Consider the following 18,767-nt stretch of genomic DNA (forward strand, 5'->3'; position numbering starts at 1 on the left):
GGTCGGGGTAGGCCTCGGCGGCGAGCTCGCGCTCCTGCCAGGGGAGCACCGCATCGCGTCGCACCACCTGCCTCGGCTGCCCGTCGATCCGCTCGAAGGTGGTACGCAGCGCCTCGTGGCGCTCGATGATCCGCTGCAGCGACCGGCGCAGCACCTCGCGATCGAGCGCGCCACGCAGGCGTACTGCGCCGCCGATGTGATAGGCGTCGCTCGCGCCGTCGAGCCGGGTCAAGAACCACAGCCGCTGCTGCGCCAGCGAGAGCGGCTGGGGCTCTCGGCGCTCGTCGTCGGTCAGCGGCAGGAACGCGGGTAACCGCGACGTCGCCGCTTCGTTCAGGTGCTCCGCGAGCCGGGCGAGCTCGGGGTACTCGAACACGACGGCGAGCGAGATCTCGATGTCGAGCGCACGGCGCACCCTGGACACCAGCTGTACGGCGAGCAGCGAGTGACCGCCCAGCGCGAAGAAGTCGTCACGGCGTCCCACGCGCTCGACCTTGAGCAGCTCCGACCACAGGTCCGCGAGCAACACCTCGATCTGTCCGCGCGGCTCCTCGTACGCACGCCGCACGTACGAACCCGCTTCCGGAGCCGGCAGCGCCTTGCGATCGAGCTTGCCGTTGCCCGTGAGCGGCAGCGCCTCCAGGTGAAGATAGGCGGCCGGGACCATGTACGGCGGCAGCGACCGCGCGGCGCGTCGCCGGAGCAGCTCGGCGTCCGGCGCGGATCCGCCGCTTGCCGTGAAATACGCGACGAGGCGCTTGTCGCCCGGCTCGTCCTCGCGCGCGACGACGACCACGTCGCGCACGCCCTCGACGCGCGACAGGCACGCCTCGATTTCGCCGAGCTCGACGCGGAAGCCGCGGATCTTGACCTGGAAGTCGTTGCGGCCCAGGTACTCGACGCTGCCGTCGGGCAGCCGGCGCGCCAGGTCGCCGGTGCGGTACAGCCGGCCGCCGCCGGGGAACGGGTTTTCGAGGAAACGCTCGGCGGTGAGCTCGGGCTGGCCCAGGTAGCCGCGCGCCACGCCGGCGCCGCCGACGTAGAGCTCGCCGGTCACGCCGACCGGCACCGGCTGGCGATGTCCGTCGAGGATGTGCAGCTGCAGATCGGGAATGCGCACGCCGATCGGGCTCGGTCCCGGCCGAGCCGCGTCCTCGGCCTCGAGCGGGCGGTACGTCACGTGTACGGTGGTCTCCGTGATCCCGTACATGTTGACGAGCCGCGGGCCGTGCTCGTGGCGCGCGTACCACGGCCGCAGCGTGTGCAGCTCGAGCGCCTCGCCGCCGAAGATGATGGTACGTAGCCGGTTCGCGCGCCCGCACTCCGCCTCGGCCGCCATGAGCTGCTGGAAGGCGCTCGGCGTCTGGTTGAGCACGGTCACGCCCTCGTCGCAGATCAGCTCGACCATGTCGCGGGGCGAGCGGGCAACCGCCGCCGGCACGATGACCAGCCGGCCGCCGTACAGGAGCGCACCCCAGATCTCCCACACCGAGAAGTCGAACGAGAACGAGTGGAACAGCGTCCACACGTCGTGATCATCGAAGTGAAACCACGCCTCGGTGGCGTCGAACAGACGCACGACATGGGCGTGCTCGACCATGACGCCCTTGGGCCTTCCGGTCGATCCCGACGTGTAGATGACGTACGCGAGGTGGTTCGGCGCCACGCCGGTGGAGCCAGGCTCGAGGTCACTGTCGGGCGCATCAGCCCAGGCCGCGGCGTCACGGTCGAGGTCGATCACGTGCGTGGGGCCCGGCGTGAACGCCCCCAGCGCCTCGCGCCCCACCGCGTCGACCAGCAGCACGGCTGGCGCGCAGTCGGCCAGCGTGGCGCCGAGCCGCTCGGACGCGTACGCCGGATCGAGCGGCACGTAGGCGCCGCCGGCCTTGAGCGTGGCGAGGAGGGCGGTGACCATGTCGAGGCCGCGATCGACGCAGATCGCGACCAGGCGGTCCGCCCCGATCCCCAGCGCCCGCAGGTGATGGGCGAGCCGGTTCGCGCGTTCGTTCAGCGCGCGATAGGTGAGCCGCGCCGGGCCGTGCGCCAGGGCGATGGCGTCGGGCCTCTGCCGGACCTGCGCCTCGAATCGCTCGTGGAGACAGTCCAGCGCCGGCACCTCGGCCATCGTGTTCCAGTCGACGAGCAGCGCGTGGCGCTCGCGCTCGGACAGGAGCGGCAGTGTGCTGACCGGCTGCTCTTCATCGGCGAGCATGGCCTCGAGCAGCGTGAGCCACTGGCCGCGGATGCGCTCTGCGGTCTCGTGATCGAAGAGCGCCGTCGCATAGCTCAGATCACCGGTGATGCCCGCGGGGCCTTCGTGCAGCGTCAGCGTCAAGTCCAGCTGAGCGGTCGGCTGCGCCACGCGCAGCTCCGAGAGCTCGAGGTCCGGCATCTCGAGCGTCGCGTCGGCGGTGTTCTGCCAGGCGAACATCACCTGAAAGAGCGGCGGGTGCGCGAGGCTGCGCGGCGGGTTCACGGCCTCGACGATCTGGTCGAAAGGCAGGTCCTGGTGAGCCTGCCCAGCCAGCACCCGATCGCGGGTGCGCGCCACGAGCTCCCGTACCGTGGGTTCGCCGTTCAGGTCGATGTGCAGGGGAAGGGTGTTGACGAAGAAGCCGATCAGAGGCTCGACCTCGGTCCGATTGCGGCCCGCGACCGGGCTGCCGATCACGACGTCGGTCTGGCCGGACAGCCGGCCCATCAGCGCCGCCCAGCTGGAGAGCAGCAGCACGTAGGGCGTCACGCCGTGGTGCTGCGCCGCCGCCTGGATCCGCGCCGTCAGCGCGGCGTCGAGCGCGAGGTCGACCGCGGCGCCTGCGTGATCCTGCCGCGCGGGGCGCTGCCGGTCGATGGGCAGCTCCAGGAGGGCCGGCGCGCCCTGCAGACTCTCGCGCCAGTACGCTGCATGCGCCTCGAGCTCGCCGTGGCCGAGCCAGCGTCGCTGCCAGGCCGCGTAGTCGGCGTACTGGATCGCGAGCGGAGGCAGCGGGTCGGGTTGCCCGGCGAGGAACGCGCGATAGAGCCGGGTCAGCTCGTCCACGAACACGCCGATCGACCAGCCGTCGGAGGCGATGTGATGCATGACCACGTGCAACACGTGCTCGTGCTCGGCTCGCTGCACGAGCAGCACACGCAGCGGGATTTCGCGGGTGAGATCGAACGCGCGGGCCGTGTTCGACTCGATCAACCGGCGTGTGGCGGCCTCGGGGTCCCTTTCGCCGCGGAGGTCTTGCTCGTCGAGGACCAGCCCGGCGTCCTGGACGATTTGCACCGGCTCGCCGTCGAGCTCCTGGAAGCAGGTGCGCAGGGCCTCGTGGCGCTCGACGATGCGCTGGAGCGCGCGGCGGAGGACGTCGCGGGCGAGCACACCGCGGAGCCCGACCACGCCGCTGATGTGATAGGCCTCGCTCGCGCCGCGCATCTGGCTCAAGAACCAGAGTCGCCGCTGGGCCAGCGACAGCGGCTGCGGCCCGCTGCGCTGCGCGACGGGGATCGCGTGCTGGGCCGCGCGCGCGGCGCGGCTGACGGCCTCGGCGAGCGCGGCGAGCTCCGGGCGCAAGAACACGTCGCTCAGCGCGAGCTCGACACCCAAGACCTTGCGGACGCGAGAGACCAGCCGCACTGCCGCGAGCGAGTGACCGCCGAGCGCGAAGAAGCTGTCGCGCCGGCCCACGCGCTCGACCTGCAGCAGCTCGGCCCAGATCCCGGCGAGCGCCTGCTCGATGCGCCCCGTCGGCTGCTCGTAGCCCTGACGCCCGAAGTCCTCGACGTCTGGCGCCGGCAGCGCCTTGCGGTCGAGCTTGCCGTTGGGGGTGAGCGGCAGCGCTGGGAGCCGCACGTAGGCGGCTGGCAGCATGTATTCGGGTAGGCCCCGTGCGGCGTGCTCACGCAGCGTGCGCGCATCCGGCGCGCGCTCGCCCGTGTAGTACGCCACCAGCCGCCGCTCTCCCGGCGCGCTCTCGCCCACCGGCTGCGCGGCGACCACCACCTCCGCGACGCCCGGCGCACCCGCTAGCCGCGCCTCGATCTCCCCAAGCTCGATCCGGAAGCCGCGAATCTTCACCTGGAAGTCGTTGCGTCCCAGGTATTCGATGCTCCCGTCGGGCAGCCACCGACCCAGATCGCCCGTCCGGTACAGACGCCCCGTTCCCGTGAACGGGTCGTCGACGAAGCGCTCCGCCGTGAGCTCCGGCTGCCCGAGGTAGCCGCGCGCCACCCCCGCGCCTCCGACGTACAGCTCGCCCGTCACCCCCACCGCCACCGGCTGCCTCTGCTCGTCCAGCACGTACAGCCGCAGGTCGGGCAGCTTCACCCCGATCGGGCTCGGCCCTGGCCGCTCCGCGTCCCGAGCCGCCAGCGCACGGTAGGTCACGTGCACCGTCGTCTCGGTGATGCCGTACATGTTCACGAGCCTCGTCGCTTGCTCGTCGTTGCGCTCGTACCAGGGCTTGAGCGTCCGCAGCTCCAGCGCCTCCCCTCCGAAGATCACCCAGCGCAGCTGGTGCCCCATCGTCGTCTGCGCCTGCGCCGCCATCAGCTGCTGGAACGCGCTCGGCGTCTGGTTCAGCACCGTCACCCCTTCGGCGCACAACAATTCATAAAACTCGACCGGCGAGCGCGCGGTCGTCAGCGGCACGATCACCAGCCGCCCGCCGTACGAAAGCGCGCCCCACAGCTCCCACACCGAAAAGTCGAACCCGATCGAGTGGAACAGGCTCCACACGTCTCGCTCGTCGAACCCGAACCACGCCTCGGTGCTCGCGAACAACCGCGACACCTGCGCGTGCTCGACCATCACCCCCTTGGGCCGCCCCGTCGAACCCGACGTGTAGATCACGTACGCCAGGTGGCTCGGCAAGACTTCCACCCCAGGATCGCGCTCGTCCGCCTCCGCCCACTGCGCCGCGTCTCGCTCGACATCGACCCACCGCGCCGACCGCGACACTGGCTCACCCAGCGCCACGCGCCCCGTCGCGTCCACCAGCACCACCGAAGGGTCGCTGTTGGTCAGCGTCGCCACCAGCCGCTCCGAGGCGTATGCCGGATCGAGCGGCACGTAGGCGCCGCCCGCCTTGAGGACCGCAAGGATCGCGGTCACCAGCGCCACCCCGCGCTCGAGGCAGATCGCCACCCGCTGCTCCGGCCCCACCCCCATCCCGCGCAGGTGATGCGCCAGACGGTTCGCCGCCGCGTTCAGCGCGCCGTAGCTCACGCGCTCCGCTCCGTGCACCAGCGCGATCGCCTCGGGGTTTCGCCGCGCATGCGCCTCGAACTGCTCGTGCACGCACCCTCGGCTCGCCGACGCTCGCGTCTGGTTCCACCTCTCCACCACGTCCCGGCGCTCCGCCTCCGGCAGCACGTCGACGAGGCGGAGCGGCGTACGGTGTTCGAGGGCGTCCACCAGGCGCTCCAGCGCGGTCTGCATGAACGCGCACACCCGTTCGGGCAGAACGCGCTTGCTGACCAGCGCGGTCAGCGCGAAGTCGTGGCCCAGGTCGTCGACCGACAGCGTCAACGGGTAGTTGGTGCGCTCGTGGCTGGCGAGGACCTCGACGCCGTCGCTGCGGCCGCCGCTGTTCTTGGCCTCGACGTTGTAGCGATAGTTGAGCAGCGACGTGAACAGGGGCGCCGGCGCCGCGACCCCGCTCGCGCGCATCGCGAGCGACAGCGGCGCGTGCTCGTGGCGCATGAGGTCCACCAGCAGGGCATGGACGGTCTTCGCCGCCTGCACGACATCCTCGTCGCCGACGCTGACCCGCACCGGCAGCGTGTTCATGAGCAGGCCGAGCATGCGGCCTGCGTCGACGCCCGCCTGCATGCGACCGAACAGCACGGTGCCGAACACCACGTCCTTGCGGCCGGTCGTCCGCGCCGCGACCAGGGCCCAGGCCAGGTGGACGAGGCTCGCCGGGCTCACGCCGAGACGGCGCGCCGACGCGCGAATCGCGCTGGCCAGCGCGCGCGGCAGCTGGACGGTCGCCTCCGCCACGGCGCTGCCGTCGCCTTTCTCGTCGAGCAGGCCGAACGGTGCGGTGGTCTCGTCGATGTCGCCGAGCAGCTTCGTGAAGAACGCCGCATGCTCCTGCTCGCTCACGCCGAGCCGAGCTTCCGCGACGAACGCACGGAACGGCGCCGGCGCCGGCAGCTCGGCGCCGCGGCCCTGCTCGATGGCCCAGGTCTCCGCGACGAGCAGCTCCAGCGCGAGGTGGTCGATCGCAATGTGATGGAAGACGACGCTCAGCAGCCAGCGGCCCGTGGACACATCGTGCGCGGCGTAGCAGCGCAGCAGCGGCGCGCGTCCGAGGTCCAGCCGGAGATGCTGGGCGCCGCAGCGCAGCTCGAGCTCCCGGGCGACGTCGCTGCAGGCCGGGTCGACATCGAGGATCTCGACGGGGAGCGCAGCGCGCCGCTGCACCACCTGGACTGGCGACTCGAGCCCATCCCACGCGATGCTGGTGCGGAGGACGTCGTGGCGCGCGACCACCTGCTCGAGCGCGTCGGTGAAGCGATCCATGCGCGCCCGCGACGGGAAGGCCATGACGTAGCCCTCGGTGTAGGCGTCGCCATCGGCGCTCCACAGGTGGTGGAACAGCATGCCCTCCTGGAGGGGCGTGAGCGGGTAGATGTCCTGCACGTTGGGTGCGCCACCGGGCACGCGCGAGACGATCACGTCAATCGCAGCCTGGTCCAGGCTCACCAGCGTGAGCATCTCGGGGGTGATCCGCGCGGCGGCGTCGGGAATCAGGTTGGGTGGCACGGCGGCGCGCGCGCCGGCGCCAATCGTGTGACCGGCTCGGAGGAGCTCGACCAGGGCCTGCTTGTGCTGGCGCACCGATGCGACGAGCTCGCGATCGGCGAGCGCCGACTCGTTGCCTCGCAACGATAGCCCGTCGCCGACGAGCGTCAGCGAGAGGCCCTTGGTCTCGAGCATGGTCAAGAGCTGGTTCAGAGTCGTCACAGCAGAATCTCCTTCAGGCGCGTGGTGGCTCTCGCCAGCTCGGCAAGGCTGACGGCGGTAAAGATGGAGGCGACATCGGCGTGGAGGTCCTCGTGGCGCATCCGCTCGATGAGGCGGACGGCTAGGAGCGAGTGGCCGCCGAGCGCGAAGAAGTCGTCATGGCGCCCGACGCGCGGCAGATCGAGGAGCTCGGACCATATCCGGGCCAGCCGCTCCTCGACCTCGCCGCACGGCGCTTCGAACGGCTGGCTCGACGCGGCCGAGTCGTCCAGCGCGGGCAGAGCCTTGCGATCGAGCTTGCCATTGGGCGTGAGGGGCAGCGCAGCGAGCCGCACGTACGCCACCGGCAGCATGTACGCCGGCAGCTTCTCGGCGGCGTGACGTCGCAGCGCTTCGTCGTCGAGCGCGGCCGCACCGGTGTAGTACGCAACCAGGCGCTTGTCGCCGGAGACGTCCTCGCGCACGAGCACCGCCACCTCGTCGAGCCCGGGCAGCTGCGCGAGCGCGCTCTCGACCTCGCCGAGCTCCACGCGGAAGCCGCGCACCTTCACCTGCCCGTCATCGCGCCCGATGAACTCGAGCTCCCCGTCAGGCCGCCAGCGCGCCAGGTCGCCGCTGCGGTACATGCGCTGGCCGGGATGGAAGCGGTCCTCCACGAACCGTTCGGCGCTGCGCTGCGGCTGGTGCAGATAGCCCCGCCCCACCTGCGCGCCCGCGATGAACAGCTCCCCCACCACGCCCACCGGCACCGGCTCGCCGCGGCGGTCCAGGACGTACATCCGCGTGTTCGCGAACGGCTTGCCGATGCTCACGCGCGCCGCGCCTGCCTCGTGGCGAACGTAGGCCGCGCTGCACGACACCGTGACCTCCGTCGGCCCGTACGTGTTGATCAGCCGCGTCTCCGCGCCCAGCGCCTCCCAGCGCGCCAGCGCGTGCGGCGACAGCGCATCGCCCGTCACGTTCACCAGGCGCACACCGTCCAGCGGCGGCGCGCCCGCCCCCGGACGGCTCCACTCGCCGACCAGGCTGTGCCAGTGCGCCGCGGTCAGGTGCACCACGCTCGCGCGCTCGCCTTCGTCCCCGGCCCCGAACGGGCGCGACCTCGGCAACAGCCGCGCTCCCGCCAGCAGCGCTGGCATGATCTCCTCCAGCGAAAGGTCGAAGTTCAGCGAATTCTGCTGCAGCACCGTGTCCGCAGGTCCCAGCCCGAACCACTCGATCGCCGCAAGCGTGTAGTTCACGAGGTTGCGGTGCTCGATCATCACGCCCTTGGGCTGACCGCTCGAGCCCGACGTGTAGATCACGTACGCCAGGTGCTCCGCGCCAACACCCAGCGCCCGCGCGTCGAGGTCGTCATCGCTGCGCGAGGACCACTGGCCCGCGTCCAGCTCCACATCGAATACCGCGATCGTCCCGGGCACGTGACGGCGCGCCACGTCGCGCCCTGCGCCCCCCGCCGTCAGCACCGCGACGGGCGCGCTGTCCTCGATGATGTGGGCCAACCTCTCGCCGGGGTAGGCAGGATCGAGCGGCACGTACGCTCCGCCCGCCTTCAGCGTCGCGAGCAGCGCGACAAGCACCGGCGCGCCGCGCTCGGCGCACACGCCCACCCGCGCGTCCGCCGTGACGCCCAAATAGCGCAGGTGTCGCGCCAGCCGGTTGGCTCGCCGGTTCAGCTCGCCGTAGCTCACACGCTCCGTCCCGTCGTCGACCGCCACCGCCTCAGGGGCCCGCGCCACCTGCGCCTCGAACAGCTCGTGCACGCACCGCTCGAGCGGCAGCGCACGCCCCGTGTCGTTCCACTCGACCACCACGCGCTGCCACTCCGCCGGCGACAGCACAGCGATCGCGCCGATCGGCTGCCGATCGTCGGCCACCATGCCCTCCAGCACACGCAGCCAGTAGCCACGGTAGCGCTCCACCGTCTCGCGCTCGAACAGCGCCGTCGCGTAGTTCAGGCTCCCGACGAGCCCCTCCTCACGCTCCTGCAGCGCCAGCGTCAGGTCGCATTGCGCCGTGTCCAGCTCCGTCGGGAGCGTCGTCACGCGCAAGCCTGGCAGCGTCAGCGGCGCATCCCGCGTGCTGTGCCAGTCGAGCATCACCTGGTACAGCGGCGTGTGCGACAGGCTGCGCGGCGGCGCCACCACCTCCACCACCTGATCGAACGGCAGGTCCTGGTGCTCCTGCGCCGCCAGCACCTGCGCTCGCGTACGCGCCAGCACCTCGCCCACCGTCGGCTCTCCCTGCAGGTCGATGCGCAGCGCCAGCGTGTTCACGAAGAACCCGATCAACGACTCGATCTCCGCCCGCCCCCGCCCCGCCACGGGACTTCCGATCACCACCTCTTCCTGCCCGCTCAACCGAGAGAGCACCGCCCCCCAGCTCGCAAGCAGCGTCATGTACATCGTCACCCCGTGACGACGGCTCAGCGCACGCAGCCCGCGCGTCAGCTCCGCACCCACCTCGACATCGATGCTCGCGCCTGCAGGGTCCTGCTGCGCAGGGCGCGGTCGGTCCCACGGCAAGCTCAACAGGCTCGGCGCACCGCGAAGGTTGCTCCGCCAGAACTCGCTCTGCCGCGCAAGCTGCCCGCTCGCCAGCGTGCTCCGCTGCCACGCTGCCCAGTCCGCGTACTGCACCGTCGGCGCCGGCAGCGGATCCGCTCGACCCGACGCATACGCCGCGTACAGCGCGCTCAGCTCGCGCAAAAACACGCCCACCGACCAGCCGTCCGACGCGATGTGGTGCATCACCACCTCGAGCACGTGCTCGTCTTCGCCCGTGCGCACGACCAGCACGCGCAGCGGCAGGTCCTCGCTCAGCTCGAACGCCCTGGCCGCATGCGCATCACCCAGCGCGCGCGCCGCAGCCGCCGCATCGGCCGAGCCCCGCACATCCTCCTCGCGCAGCTGAAGCGCTGCCGTCGCCTGCACCTCCTGCACCGGCACGCCGTCCTGCACCCCGAAGCGCGTGCGCAGCGACTCGTGACGCTCCACGATTCGCCTCAGCGCGCCCACCAGCGCGCCCCGGTCCAGCACGCCGCGCAGCAAAAACGCACCCCGGATGTGATACGCCGCGCTCGCGCCCTCCAGCCGCGTCAAAAACCATAGCCGCTGCTGCGTCAGCGACACCGGCTCCGGTCCGCGCCGCTCACCCACCGCAATCTCCGGCAGCTCCGTGCGCTCCGCCACCCTCACACGCGCCGCCAACCGGTGCAGCTCGGGGTGCGCGAACAGCTCAGACAACGCAAGCTCGACCCCCAGCAACCGACGCACCCGCGACACAAGCTGCATCGCCAGCAACGAGTGCCCACCAAGCTCGAAGAAGTGGTCGCTCCGGCTCACCTGCCCGCGCCCCAAAAGCTCGCTCCACAGCCCGGCAAGGATCTCTTCAATCTGATTCCGCGGCGCTTCGCCTGCCCTTGCCTCCGACGCCTCGGGCGCAGGCAGCGCACCGCGGTCGAGCTTGCCGTGCGCCGTCAGCGGCAGCGCCTCGAGCGCCACGTACGCCGTCGGCACCATGTACGACGGAAGGGTCCGCGACGCGTGGGCGCGCAGCGCTTCCCCCAGGTTCCCCTCGCCCGTGTAATACGCCACCAACCGCGCATCGCTCGCGTCCCCGCCCTCGCGACGCGCCACCACCACCACCTCTTCGACTCCCCTCACCTCCCCGAGCCGCGCCTCGATCTCCCCAAGCTCGATACGGTAGCCTCGAAGCTTCACCTGAAAGTCGTTGCGGCCCACGTACTCGATCGTCCCGTCCGCACGCCAGCGACCGAGGTCCCCTGTCCGGTACACTCGTCCTCCGGACACGAACGGATCCTCCACGAACCGCTCCGCCGTCAGACCAGGCTCCCCCAGGTAGCCCCGCCCCACCCCCGCCCCGCCAATCACGATCTCACCGATCACCCCAACCGGCGATGGCCGAAACGACGCATCCACGACGTACACACGCACGTTCGCGATCGGTCGGCCGATGTGCAGGACGGAGTCGCCTTCGTGCAGCCGACCGGAGGTCGCGACCACGCAGCTCTCCGTCGGCCCGTAGTTGTTGATCAGGGACTGACCGGACGGCAGACCCTGCGGCCAGCGGCGCAGCCGATCGCCGCCGATCAGCAACGTTTGCAGGCGCGGGTTGCCCGCTCCGCCGGCGTGGGCCAGCTCCGCGAGCGGCGTGACCAGGAAGCTCACGTCCAGAGCCTGGGCGCGCCACCAATCGAGTAGCCGTTCCGGATCGCCCTCCACGTCCCGTGGCGGCAGCAGCAAGGTGCCGCCACTGCACAGCGGTGGCCAGATCTCCCAGGTCATCGCGTCGAAGCCAACGCCTGCCGTGCTCGAGCTGCGATGGCCCGGCGCAAGCCCGAACGCCTCGATATGCCAGGCGACCAGGTTGGTCAGGCTGCGGTGCTCGACCATCACCCCCTTGGGTTCGCCGGTCGATCCCGAGGTGTAGATGACATAGGCGAGGTCGCTCGACGTCGGCGGCGCGGCAGCGGTGTCGTCCCTGTCGTGTCCCCGCCGCGCGCTTGCGTCGAGCTCGACATCGCGGTCGAGATCGAGCACCCGCACGCCTGCGCGCTGTGCGGTCGCGCCAATCGCGAGCCGGGCATGGGCGTCGGTCAGCACGGCGGCCGGAGCCGAGCTCCGCAGCAAGGTTTCGAGCCGCTCGGCGGGATACGCAGGATCGAGCGGCACGTAGGCGCCGCCGGCCTTGGCCGTGGCCAGCATCGCCGTGATCAGCGCGGGGCTGCGTTCGAAGCACAGCGCGACTCGGGCCCCGGAATGCACGCCCAGTCGCCGCAGGTGCCAGGCCAGCCGGTCGGCCCGCGCGTCGAGCGCTGCATACGAGACCGCCTCGTCGCCCTGCGCCACGGCGATCGCCGCCGGAGAGCGCGCGACCTGCGCCTCGAACAGCGCGAGCACGCAGGACTCGAGCGCGTAGGCCCGCGCCGTGTCGTTCCACTCCGCGACCACGCGCTTGCGCTCCGCCGCGGGCAGCACGTCGATGCCGCACGTGGGCGCCCGTGGATCCTCGTCCAGCGCGCGGACCAGGCCCGCGAGGGCCTCGTGCATGAAGTCCCACACGCGCGCAGGTCCGATGTCGCTGCTCACCTGTGCGGTGACCGAGAAGTCGTCACCCAGGTCGTCGATCGACAGCACCAGCGGGTAGTTGGTGCGCTCGTTGCCACCGAGAAAATCGATCGCGTCGTCGCGACCGGGATCCGGAGGCGCGCTCGCGTCGTCGAGCTCTTCCTGCACGACGAGGGCGCCTTGCCGGTAGTTGAGCAGGGCGGAGAAGAGCGGAGTCTGCGCCGGCACGCGGCTCTCGCGCTGCGCGAGCCCGAGCGGCGTGTGCTCGTAGCGCAGCAGCTCGACCACGAGGTCGTGGGTGCGTCGGAGGCTGTCTTCGACGCCGCGCTCGTCGACGCGGATCCGCATCGGCAGCGTGTTGATGAACATCCCCATCACCCGGTCGGCTTGGGCGCCGGCATGCATGCGACCGAACACCACGGTCCCGAACACCACGTCGCGCCGGTCGGTCACCCGGGCGAGCACGAGGCCAAAGGCTTGGTGCATGAAGCTCGCCGGGCTCACCCCGAGCCGCGCGGTGCAGCGCCGGATGGCGCGCGACAGCTCGGCGGGCAGCCTGCTCTCCGCCTCCGCGATGCCACGCCCGTCGCCGCGGACGTCGACGAGGCCAAAGGGCGCGGTCGGCTCGTCGATGTCTCCGAGCAACTCGCGGAAGAACGCGGCGTGCTTGCCGAGGCGGATCGCCTGCCGGGCGCGCGCCACGAACTCGCGGTACGGTGCGGGCCGCGGCAGCTCGTCGAGACGGCCGAGCTCGATGGCCCGCTCCTCGGCGGCCAGCAGCTTCAGCGTCGTGTTGTCGATGACGAGGTGGTGCATGAGGACGCACAGCACCCAGCGCTGCTGCGCGCGGTCCTCGACCACGTGGCAGGCGAGCAGCGGCGGCCGCTGGATATCGATGCGGAGCCGCCGCGGATCGAACCGCCCCTCGAGCGCCCGCACGACGTCGCCGTCGACGGCGCCCAGATCCTCGGGGTCGAGCCACGAGACGGGGACGACCGCGCGCCGGCGCACCACCTGGACCGGCTGCTCGAGGCCGTCCCACCAGAACCCGGTGCGCAGGATGTCGTGGCGGTCGACGATGTGCTGGAGCGCCGCCAGGAAGCGTTCGAGCCGGCCCCGCGACCTGAAGGCCAGGGTGTACGACTCCATGTAGGGATCGGTCTCGGACGGCGCATCGAGCCGGTGGTGGAACAGCATTCCTTCCTGCATCGGCGCGAGCGGGTAGATGTCCTGCACGTTGGCCGCGCCGCCGTCGACCGACGCGACGATCGCGTCGATCGCGTCCTGGTCGAGGCTGACGAGCGTGAGCATCTCCGGCGTGATCCGATCGGCTTGCGCCGGAATCAGGTTCGGAGGCACAGGCAGCTCCGGATCTTCGTTGCGAATCTGCGCCGCGAGCTCCGCCAAGGTCTGCGCCTTGAACACCGCGCGCACGTCGCCGTGCAGCCCCTCGCGCCGCATGCGCTCGAGCAAGCTGACCGCCAGCAGCGAGTGACCGCCGAGCGCGAAGAAGTTGTCGTGTCGCCCGACGCGCTCCTGCTTGAGGAGCCTCGCCCACAGCATCGCGAGGCGCTCTTCGATGGGGCCCTGCGGAGGCTCGTAGGAGCGACGCGCGAAAGCCTCGCCCTGAGGCGCCGGCAGCGCCTTGCGGTCGAGCTTGCCGTTGGGGGTGAGCGGCAGCGCCGGGAGCCGCACGTAGGCGGCTGGCAGCATGTATTCGGGTAGGCCCCGTGCGGCGTGCTCACGCAGCGTGCGCGCATCCGGCGCGTGCTCGCCCGTGTAGTACGCCACCAGCCGCCGCTCTCCCGGCGCGCTCTCGCCCACCGGCTGCGCGGCGACCACCACCTCCGCGACGCCCGGCGCACCCGCTAGCCGCGCCTCGATCTCCCCAAGCTCGATCCGGAAGCCGCGAATCTTCACCTGGAAGTCGTTGCGTCCCAGGTATTCGATGCTCCCGTCGGGCAGCCACCGACCCAGATCGCCTGTCCGGTACAGACGCCCCGTTCCCGTGAACGGGTCGTCGACGAAGCGCTCCGCCGTGAGCTCCGGCTGCCCGAGGTAGCCGCGCGCCACCCCCGCGCCTCCGACGTACAGCTCGCCCGTCACCCCCACCGCCACCGGCTGCCTCTGCTCGTCCAGCACGTACAGCCGCAAGTCGGGCAGCTTCACGCCGATCGGGCTCGGACCAGGCCGTTCCGCGTCCCGAGCCGCGAGCGCACGGTAGGTCACGTGCACCGTCGTCTCGGTGATGCCGTACATGTTCACAAGCCTCGTCGCTTGCTCGTCGTTGCGCTCGTACCACGGCTTGAGCGTCCGCAGCTCCAGCGCCTCTCCACCGAAGATCACCCAGCGCAGCTGGTGCCCCATCGTCGTCTGCGCCTGCGCCGCCATCAGCTGCTGGAACGCGCTCGGCGTCTGGTTCAGGACCGTCACCCCTTCGGCGCACAACAATTCATAAAACTCGACCGGCGAGCGCGCGGTCGTCAGCGGCACCACCACCAGCCGCCCGCCGTACGAAAGCGCGCCCCACAGCTCCCACACCGAAAAGTCGAACCCGATCGAGTGGAACAGGCTCCACACATCTCGCTCGTCGAACCCGAACCACGCCTCGGTGCTCGCGAACAACCGCGACACCTGCGCGTGCTCGACCATCACGCCCTTGGGCCGGCCCGTCGAACCCGACGTGTAGATCACGTACGCAAGGTGGCTCGGCAAGACTTCCACCCCAGGATCGCGCTCGTCCGCCTCCGCCCACTGCGCCGCGTCTTGCTCGACATCGACCCACCGCGCCGACCGCGACACTGGCTCACCCAGCGCACCGCGCCCCGTCGCGTCCACCAGCACCACCGAAGGGTCGCTGTCCGTCAGCGTCGCCACCAGCCGCTCCGAGGCGTATGCCGGATCGAGCGGCACGTAGGCTCCGCCCGCCTTGAGGACCGCAAGGATCGCCGTCACCAGCGCCACACCGCGCTCAAGGCAGATCGCCACCCGCTGCTCCGGCCCAACCCCCATCCCGCGCAGGTGATGCGCCAGACGGTTCGCCGCCGCGTTCAGCGCGCCGTAGCTCACGCGCTCCGCTCCGTGCACCAGCGCGATCGCCTCGGGGTTTCGCCGCGCATGCGCCTCGAACTGCTCGTGCACGCACCCTCGGCTCGCCGACGCTCGCGTCTGGTTCCACCTCTCCACCACGTCCAGGCGCTCCGCCTCCGGCAAGATCGGCAGTCGGGCGACCACCGCCTCGCCGCCGTCGGCGACGAACGCCTCGAGCAGCGTCTCCCAGTACGCGACGAGGCGCTGCGCGGTCACGCGGTCGAACAGCGCGGTGGCGTAGTTGAGCGTTCCGGTGATCCCGTGCGCTCCGTCCTCGAGCGAGAGCGTCAGGTCGAACTGGGCGGTCGCCTGTCCGATCCGCAGCGGCGTCACCGTGACGCCGGGCAGGCAAAGCTCGCGCTCTGACCCGGTCTGCCAGGCGAGCATCACCTGAAATAACGGCGTGTGGGCCAGGCTGCGCGGAGGCGCGACCGCTTCGACGATCTGATCGAACGGCAGATCCTGGTGCTCGTGCGCCGAGAGCACCTGCGCGCGGGTGCGCGCGAGGAGCTCCGCCACCGTGGGCGCTCCCTGCAGGTCGATGCGGATCGGCAGCGTGTTGACGAAGAAGCCGACGAGCGGCTCGATCTCGGCGCGGTCGCGCCCTGCCACCGGGGTTCCGATCACCACGTCGTGCTGCGCAGCGAGGCGCCCGAGCGTCGCCGCCCAGCTCGCCAGCACCGCCATGTACGGCGTCACGCCGTGTCGCCGGCACAGCGTCCGCAGCCGCCGCACGAGCGCGGCATCGAGGCTCACGCCGACCTCGTCCCCGGCGTGCGCCTGTTCTGAGGGCCGCGGCCAGGTGGTGGGCAACTCGAGCAAGATCGGCGCACCGCCGAGGGTGCGGCGCCAGTACGCACGCTGGCGCTCGAGCTCGCCCTCGACGAACCAGGCGCGCTGCCAGGCGGCGTAGTCGGCATACTGGATGGCGAGCGGCGGGAGCGGGTCGGATTCGCCCGCGAGGTAGAGGGGGTACAGCCGACCGAGCTCGTCGAGCAGCACACCCACCGACCAGCCGTCGGAAGCGATGTGGTGCATGACGATCTGCAGCAGGTGCTCGTCCTCGGATACGCGCACGACCAGCGCGCGCACCGGGATCTCGCGCGCGAGGTCGAACGGCGCGCAGGCGTGGGCCTTCACGAGCTCGCGGGCCCGGGCCGCGGCATCCGACGCGCCGCGCAGATCGTCCTCGGCGACCGGTAGCTCGGCGCCGGGCTCGACGATCTGCACTGGTTGATCGTCGACGAGCTGGAAACGGGTGCGCAGCGCGTCGTGTCGCTCCACGACGCGACGCAGCGCGCGGATCAAGACCGGGCGATCGAGCGGGCCGGTCAGCCGCCCCAGCGCGGTGAGGTGGTACGCCGCGCTCGCGCCTTCCACCCGCGTGAGGAACCACAGGCGCTGCTGCGCGAGCGACAGCGGCAACGGCCCCGTGCGCTCTGCCGGCCGGATCGGCGGCAGCGACGAGGCACGCGCGCCTGCCAGGTGCTCAGCCAGCCGCCACAGCTCCGTGTGCGCGAACAGATCGGCGAGCGAGATCTCGACGTCGAGCGTCCGGCGTAGCCGCGCGAGCAGCCGCACCGCCAGGAGCGAATGCCCGCCGAGCGCGAAGAAGTCGTCGTGGCGCCCGACCTGCTCGATTTGCAGCAGGTCCTCCCAGATCGTGGCGATCAGTTGCTCGGTCCCGCTGCGAGGAGCGTCGTACGACCGCCGGACGTGCGCGTCGGCATCCGGCGCGGGCAGCGCTCGGCGATCGAGCTTGCCTGTCGGAGACAGCGGCAGCGCGGCGAGGCGAACGTACGCGGAGGGGACCATGTAAGCGGGCAGGTGTTGCGCCACGTGCTGCCTCAGCGTCTCGGCGTCCGGGGCCGCGTCGCCGACGAAGTACGCCACCAGCTTCTGGTCGCCGTGCCCGTCGAGCTCGGTTGCGCGGGCCACCACCACGACGTCCGTGACGCCCGTGACTTTCGCGAGCGCTGCCTCGATCTCGCCGAGCTCGATGCGGAAGCCGCGGATCTTCACCTGGTGGTCGTCGCGCCCGAGGTACTCGATGGTGCCGTCCGGTCGCCAGCAACCGACGTCGCCGGTGCGGTACAGCCGCGCGCCCGACGCGCCCAGCGTGCTGGGCGTGTCGAAGAACCGCTCTGCCGTCAGCGCGGGCTGGTTCAGGTAGCCGCGTCCGACCTGCACGCCCCCGATCACGATCTCGCCCGCCACGCCAGCGGGCACCGGCCGCAACTCGCGATCCACGAGGTAGACCCGGACGCCGGCGCTCGGGCGACCGATGATCCGCCACTGGCCCGCGCCGCCCTCGACTTCGTGCATCGTCGCGCTGATCGTCGTCTCGGTCGGCCCGTAGGTGTTGAGCAGCCGCGGCCGGTGCCCGTCGCGCGCAAACCACGCCGCGAGCGCGCGTTCGGTCACGGCTTCGCCGCCGATGATGACCTGCCGCACCGAGACCGGGATCGACGCTCGCTCGGGATCGAGCGCGAGCTGCGCCCAGAACTGGGTCGGCAGATCCACGACCGTCACGCCGTGCGCCTCGCACAGCGCCCAGAATGTACGCGGACCGGCCAGCCACTCGTCGGTGCGCACCACGAGCGTGGCGCCGCGCATCCAGGTCGCGAACAGCTCCTCGACGGACGTGTCGAACGACAGCGAGGCGAACTGCAGCATGCGATCGCCCGGACCGAGGCCGATCCGCTCGGCCAGCGCGGCGTTCTGGTTCACCACACCACGGTGCTCGATCATCACGCCCTTGGGGCGCCCCGTGGAGCCCGAGGTGTAGAGCACATAGGCGAGGTGCTGCGGACCGAGACCGATGGTCTGGCGATCGGGATTGCGCTCGCTCTCGTGCTGCCATGCGGCGTCGGCCTGCAGGTCGACACGAGGCAGGTGGCGCGCGATCGCGTCCGGGAAAGGCCCGACGTGGAGCACGACCTGCGGGTCGCAGTCCTCGACCATCTGGCCCAGGCGCTCCAGCGGATAGCTCGGATCCAGCGGGACGTAGGCGCCGCCCGCCTTGAGCACGGCCAGCACGGCCACGACGATCTCGGTGCTGCGCGGACCGTACACGGCGACGCGGCCGTCGGGTCTCACGCCCATGGCGCGGAGGTGATGCGCGAGCCGGTTGGCCTGCGCGTTGAGCTCGCCATAACGAAGCCGGCGATCGCCCCACGCGAGCGCGATCGCGTCGGGGCGCAGCGCCGCCTGCTGCTCGAAGCGCTCGTGGATGCACGCATCCACGTCGGCCGCGGCCTCGCCACCCGCGCTCCAGGTCTCGATGAGCTGCACACGTTCGGGTTCGGGCAGGACCTCGAGCTCGCGAACCGGCCGGTCCGGAGTGCGCTCGAGCGCCTGGACCAGGCCGGTCAGCGCGCAGACCATGTAGTCGCACAGCCGTGCTGCGCCGATCGAGGCATCGGCCTGCGCGGTCAGGTGGAAACCGTCGCCCAGGTCGTCGACATCGAGGCTCAGGGGGTAGTTGGTGCGCTCGCGGGCGCGGAGCAGCGCGATGCCATCGCCGAGGTATCGCGCCTGACCGCTGCGATCCACCGCGGCCCGATCGCTGTGGCGATAGTTCAACAGCGAGGTGAACAGAGGGGTCTTCGCGGGGACGCCACTCGCGC

General features: G+C 71.2%; 2 protein-coding genes (both only partly in view). Both read right to left on the bottom strand.

Annotated features, from left to right (window positions below; translation table 11 throughout):
* On the bottom strand, positions 1–6,958 hold the start of the coding sequence (locus tag WMF20_RS24395) for a non-ribosomal peptide synthase/polyketide synthase (RefSeq protein ID WP_437617002.1). Its footprint begins 10,115 nt before the window's first position; the window shows 6,958 of its 17,073 coding nt (coding positions 1–6,958); its start codon is at positions 6,956–6,958; its stop codon lies off the left edge, out of view.
* Positions 6,955–18,767, bottom strand: the 3' portion of a protein-coding gene (locus WMF20_RS24400) for an amino acid adenylation domain-containing protein (protein WP_437617003.1). It continues 1,309 nt past the right edge of the window; only the last 11,813 of its 13,122 coding nucleotides appear in the window; its start codon lies beyond the right edge, outside the window; it ends in the stop codon at positions 6,955–6,957. The genes WMF20_RS24395 and WMF20_RS24400 overlap by 4 nt, the downstream gene beginning before the upstream one ends.

Origin of the sequence: Sorangium sp. So ce834 (assembly GCF_051521425.1) — a bacterium.
Classification (GTDB): domain Bacteria; phylum Myxococcota_A; class Polyangia; order Polyangiales; family Polyangiaceae; genus Sorangium; species Sorangium cellulosum_D.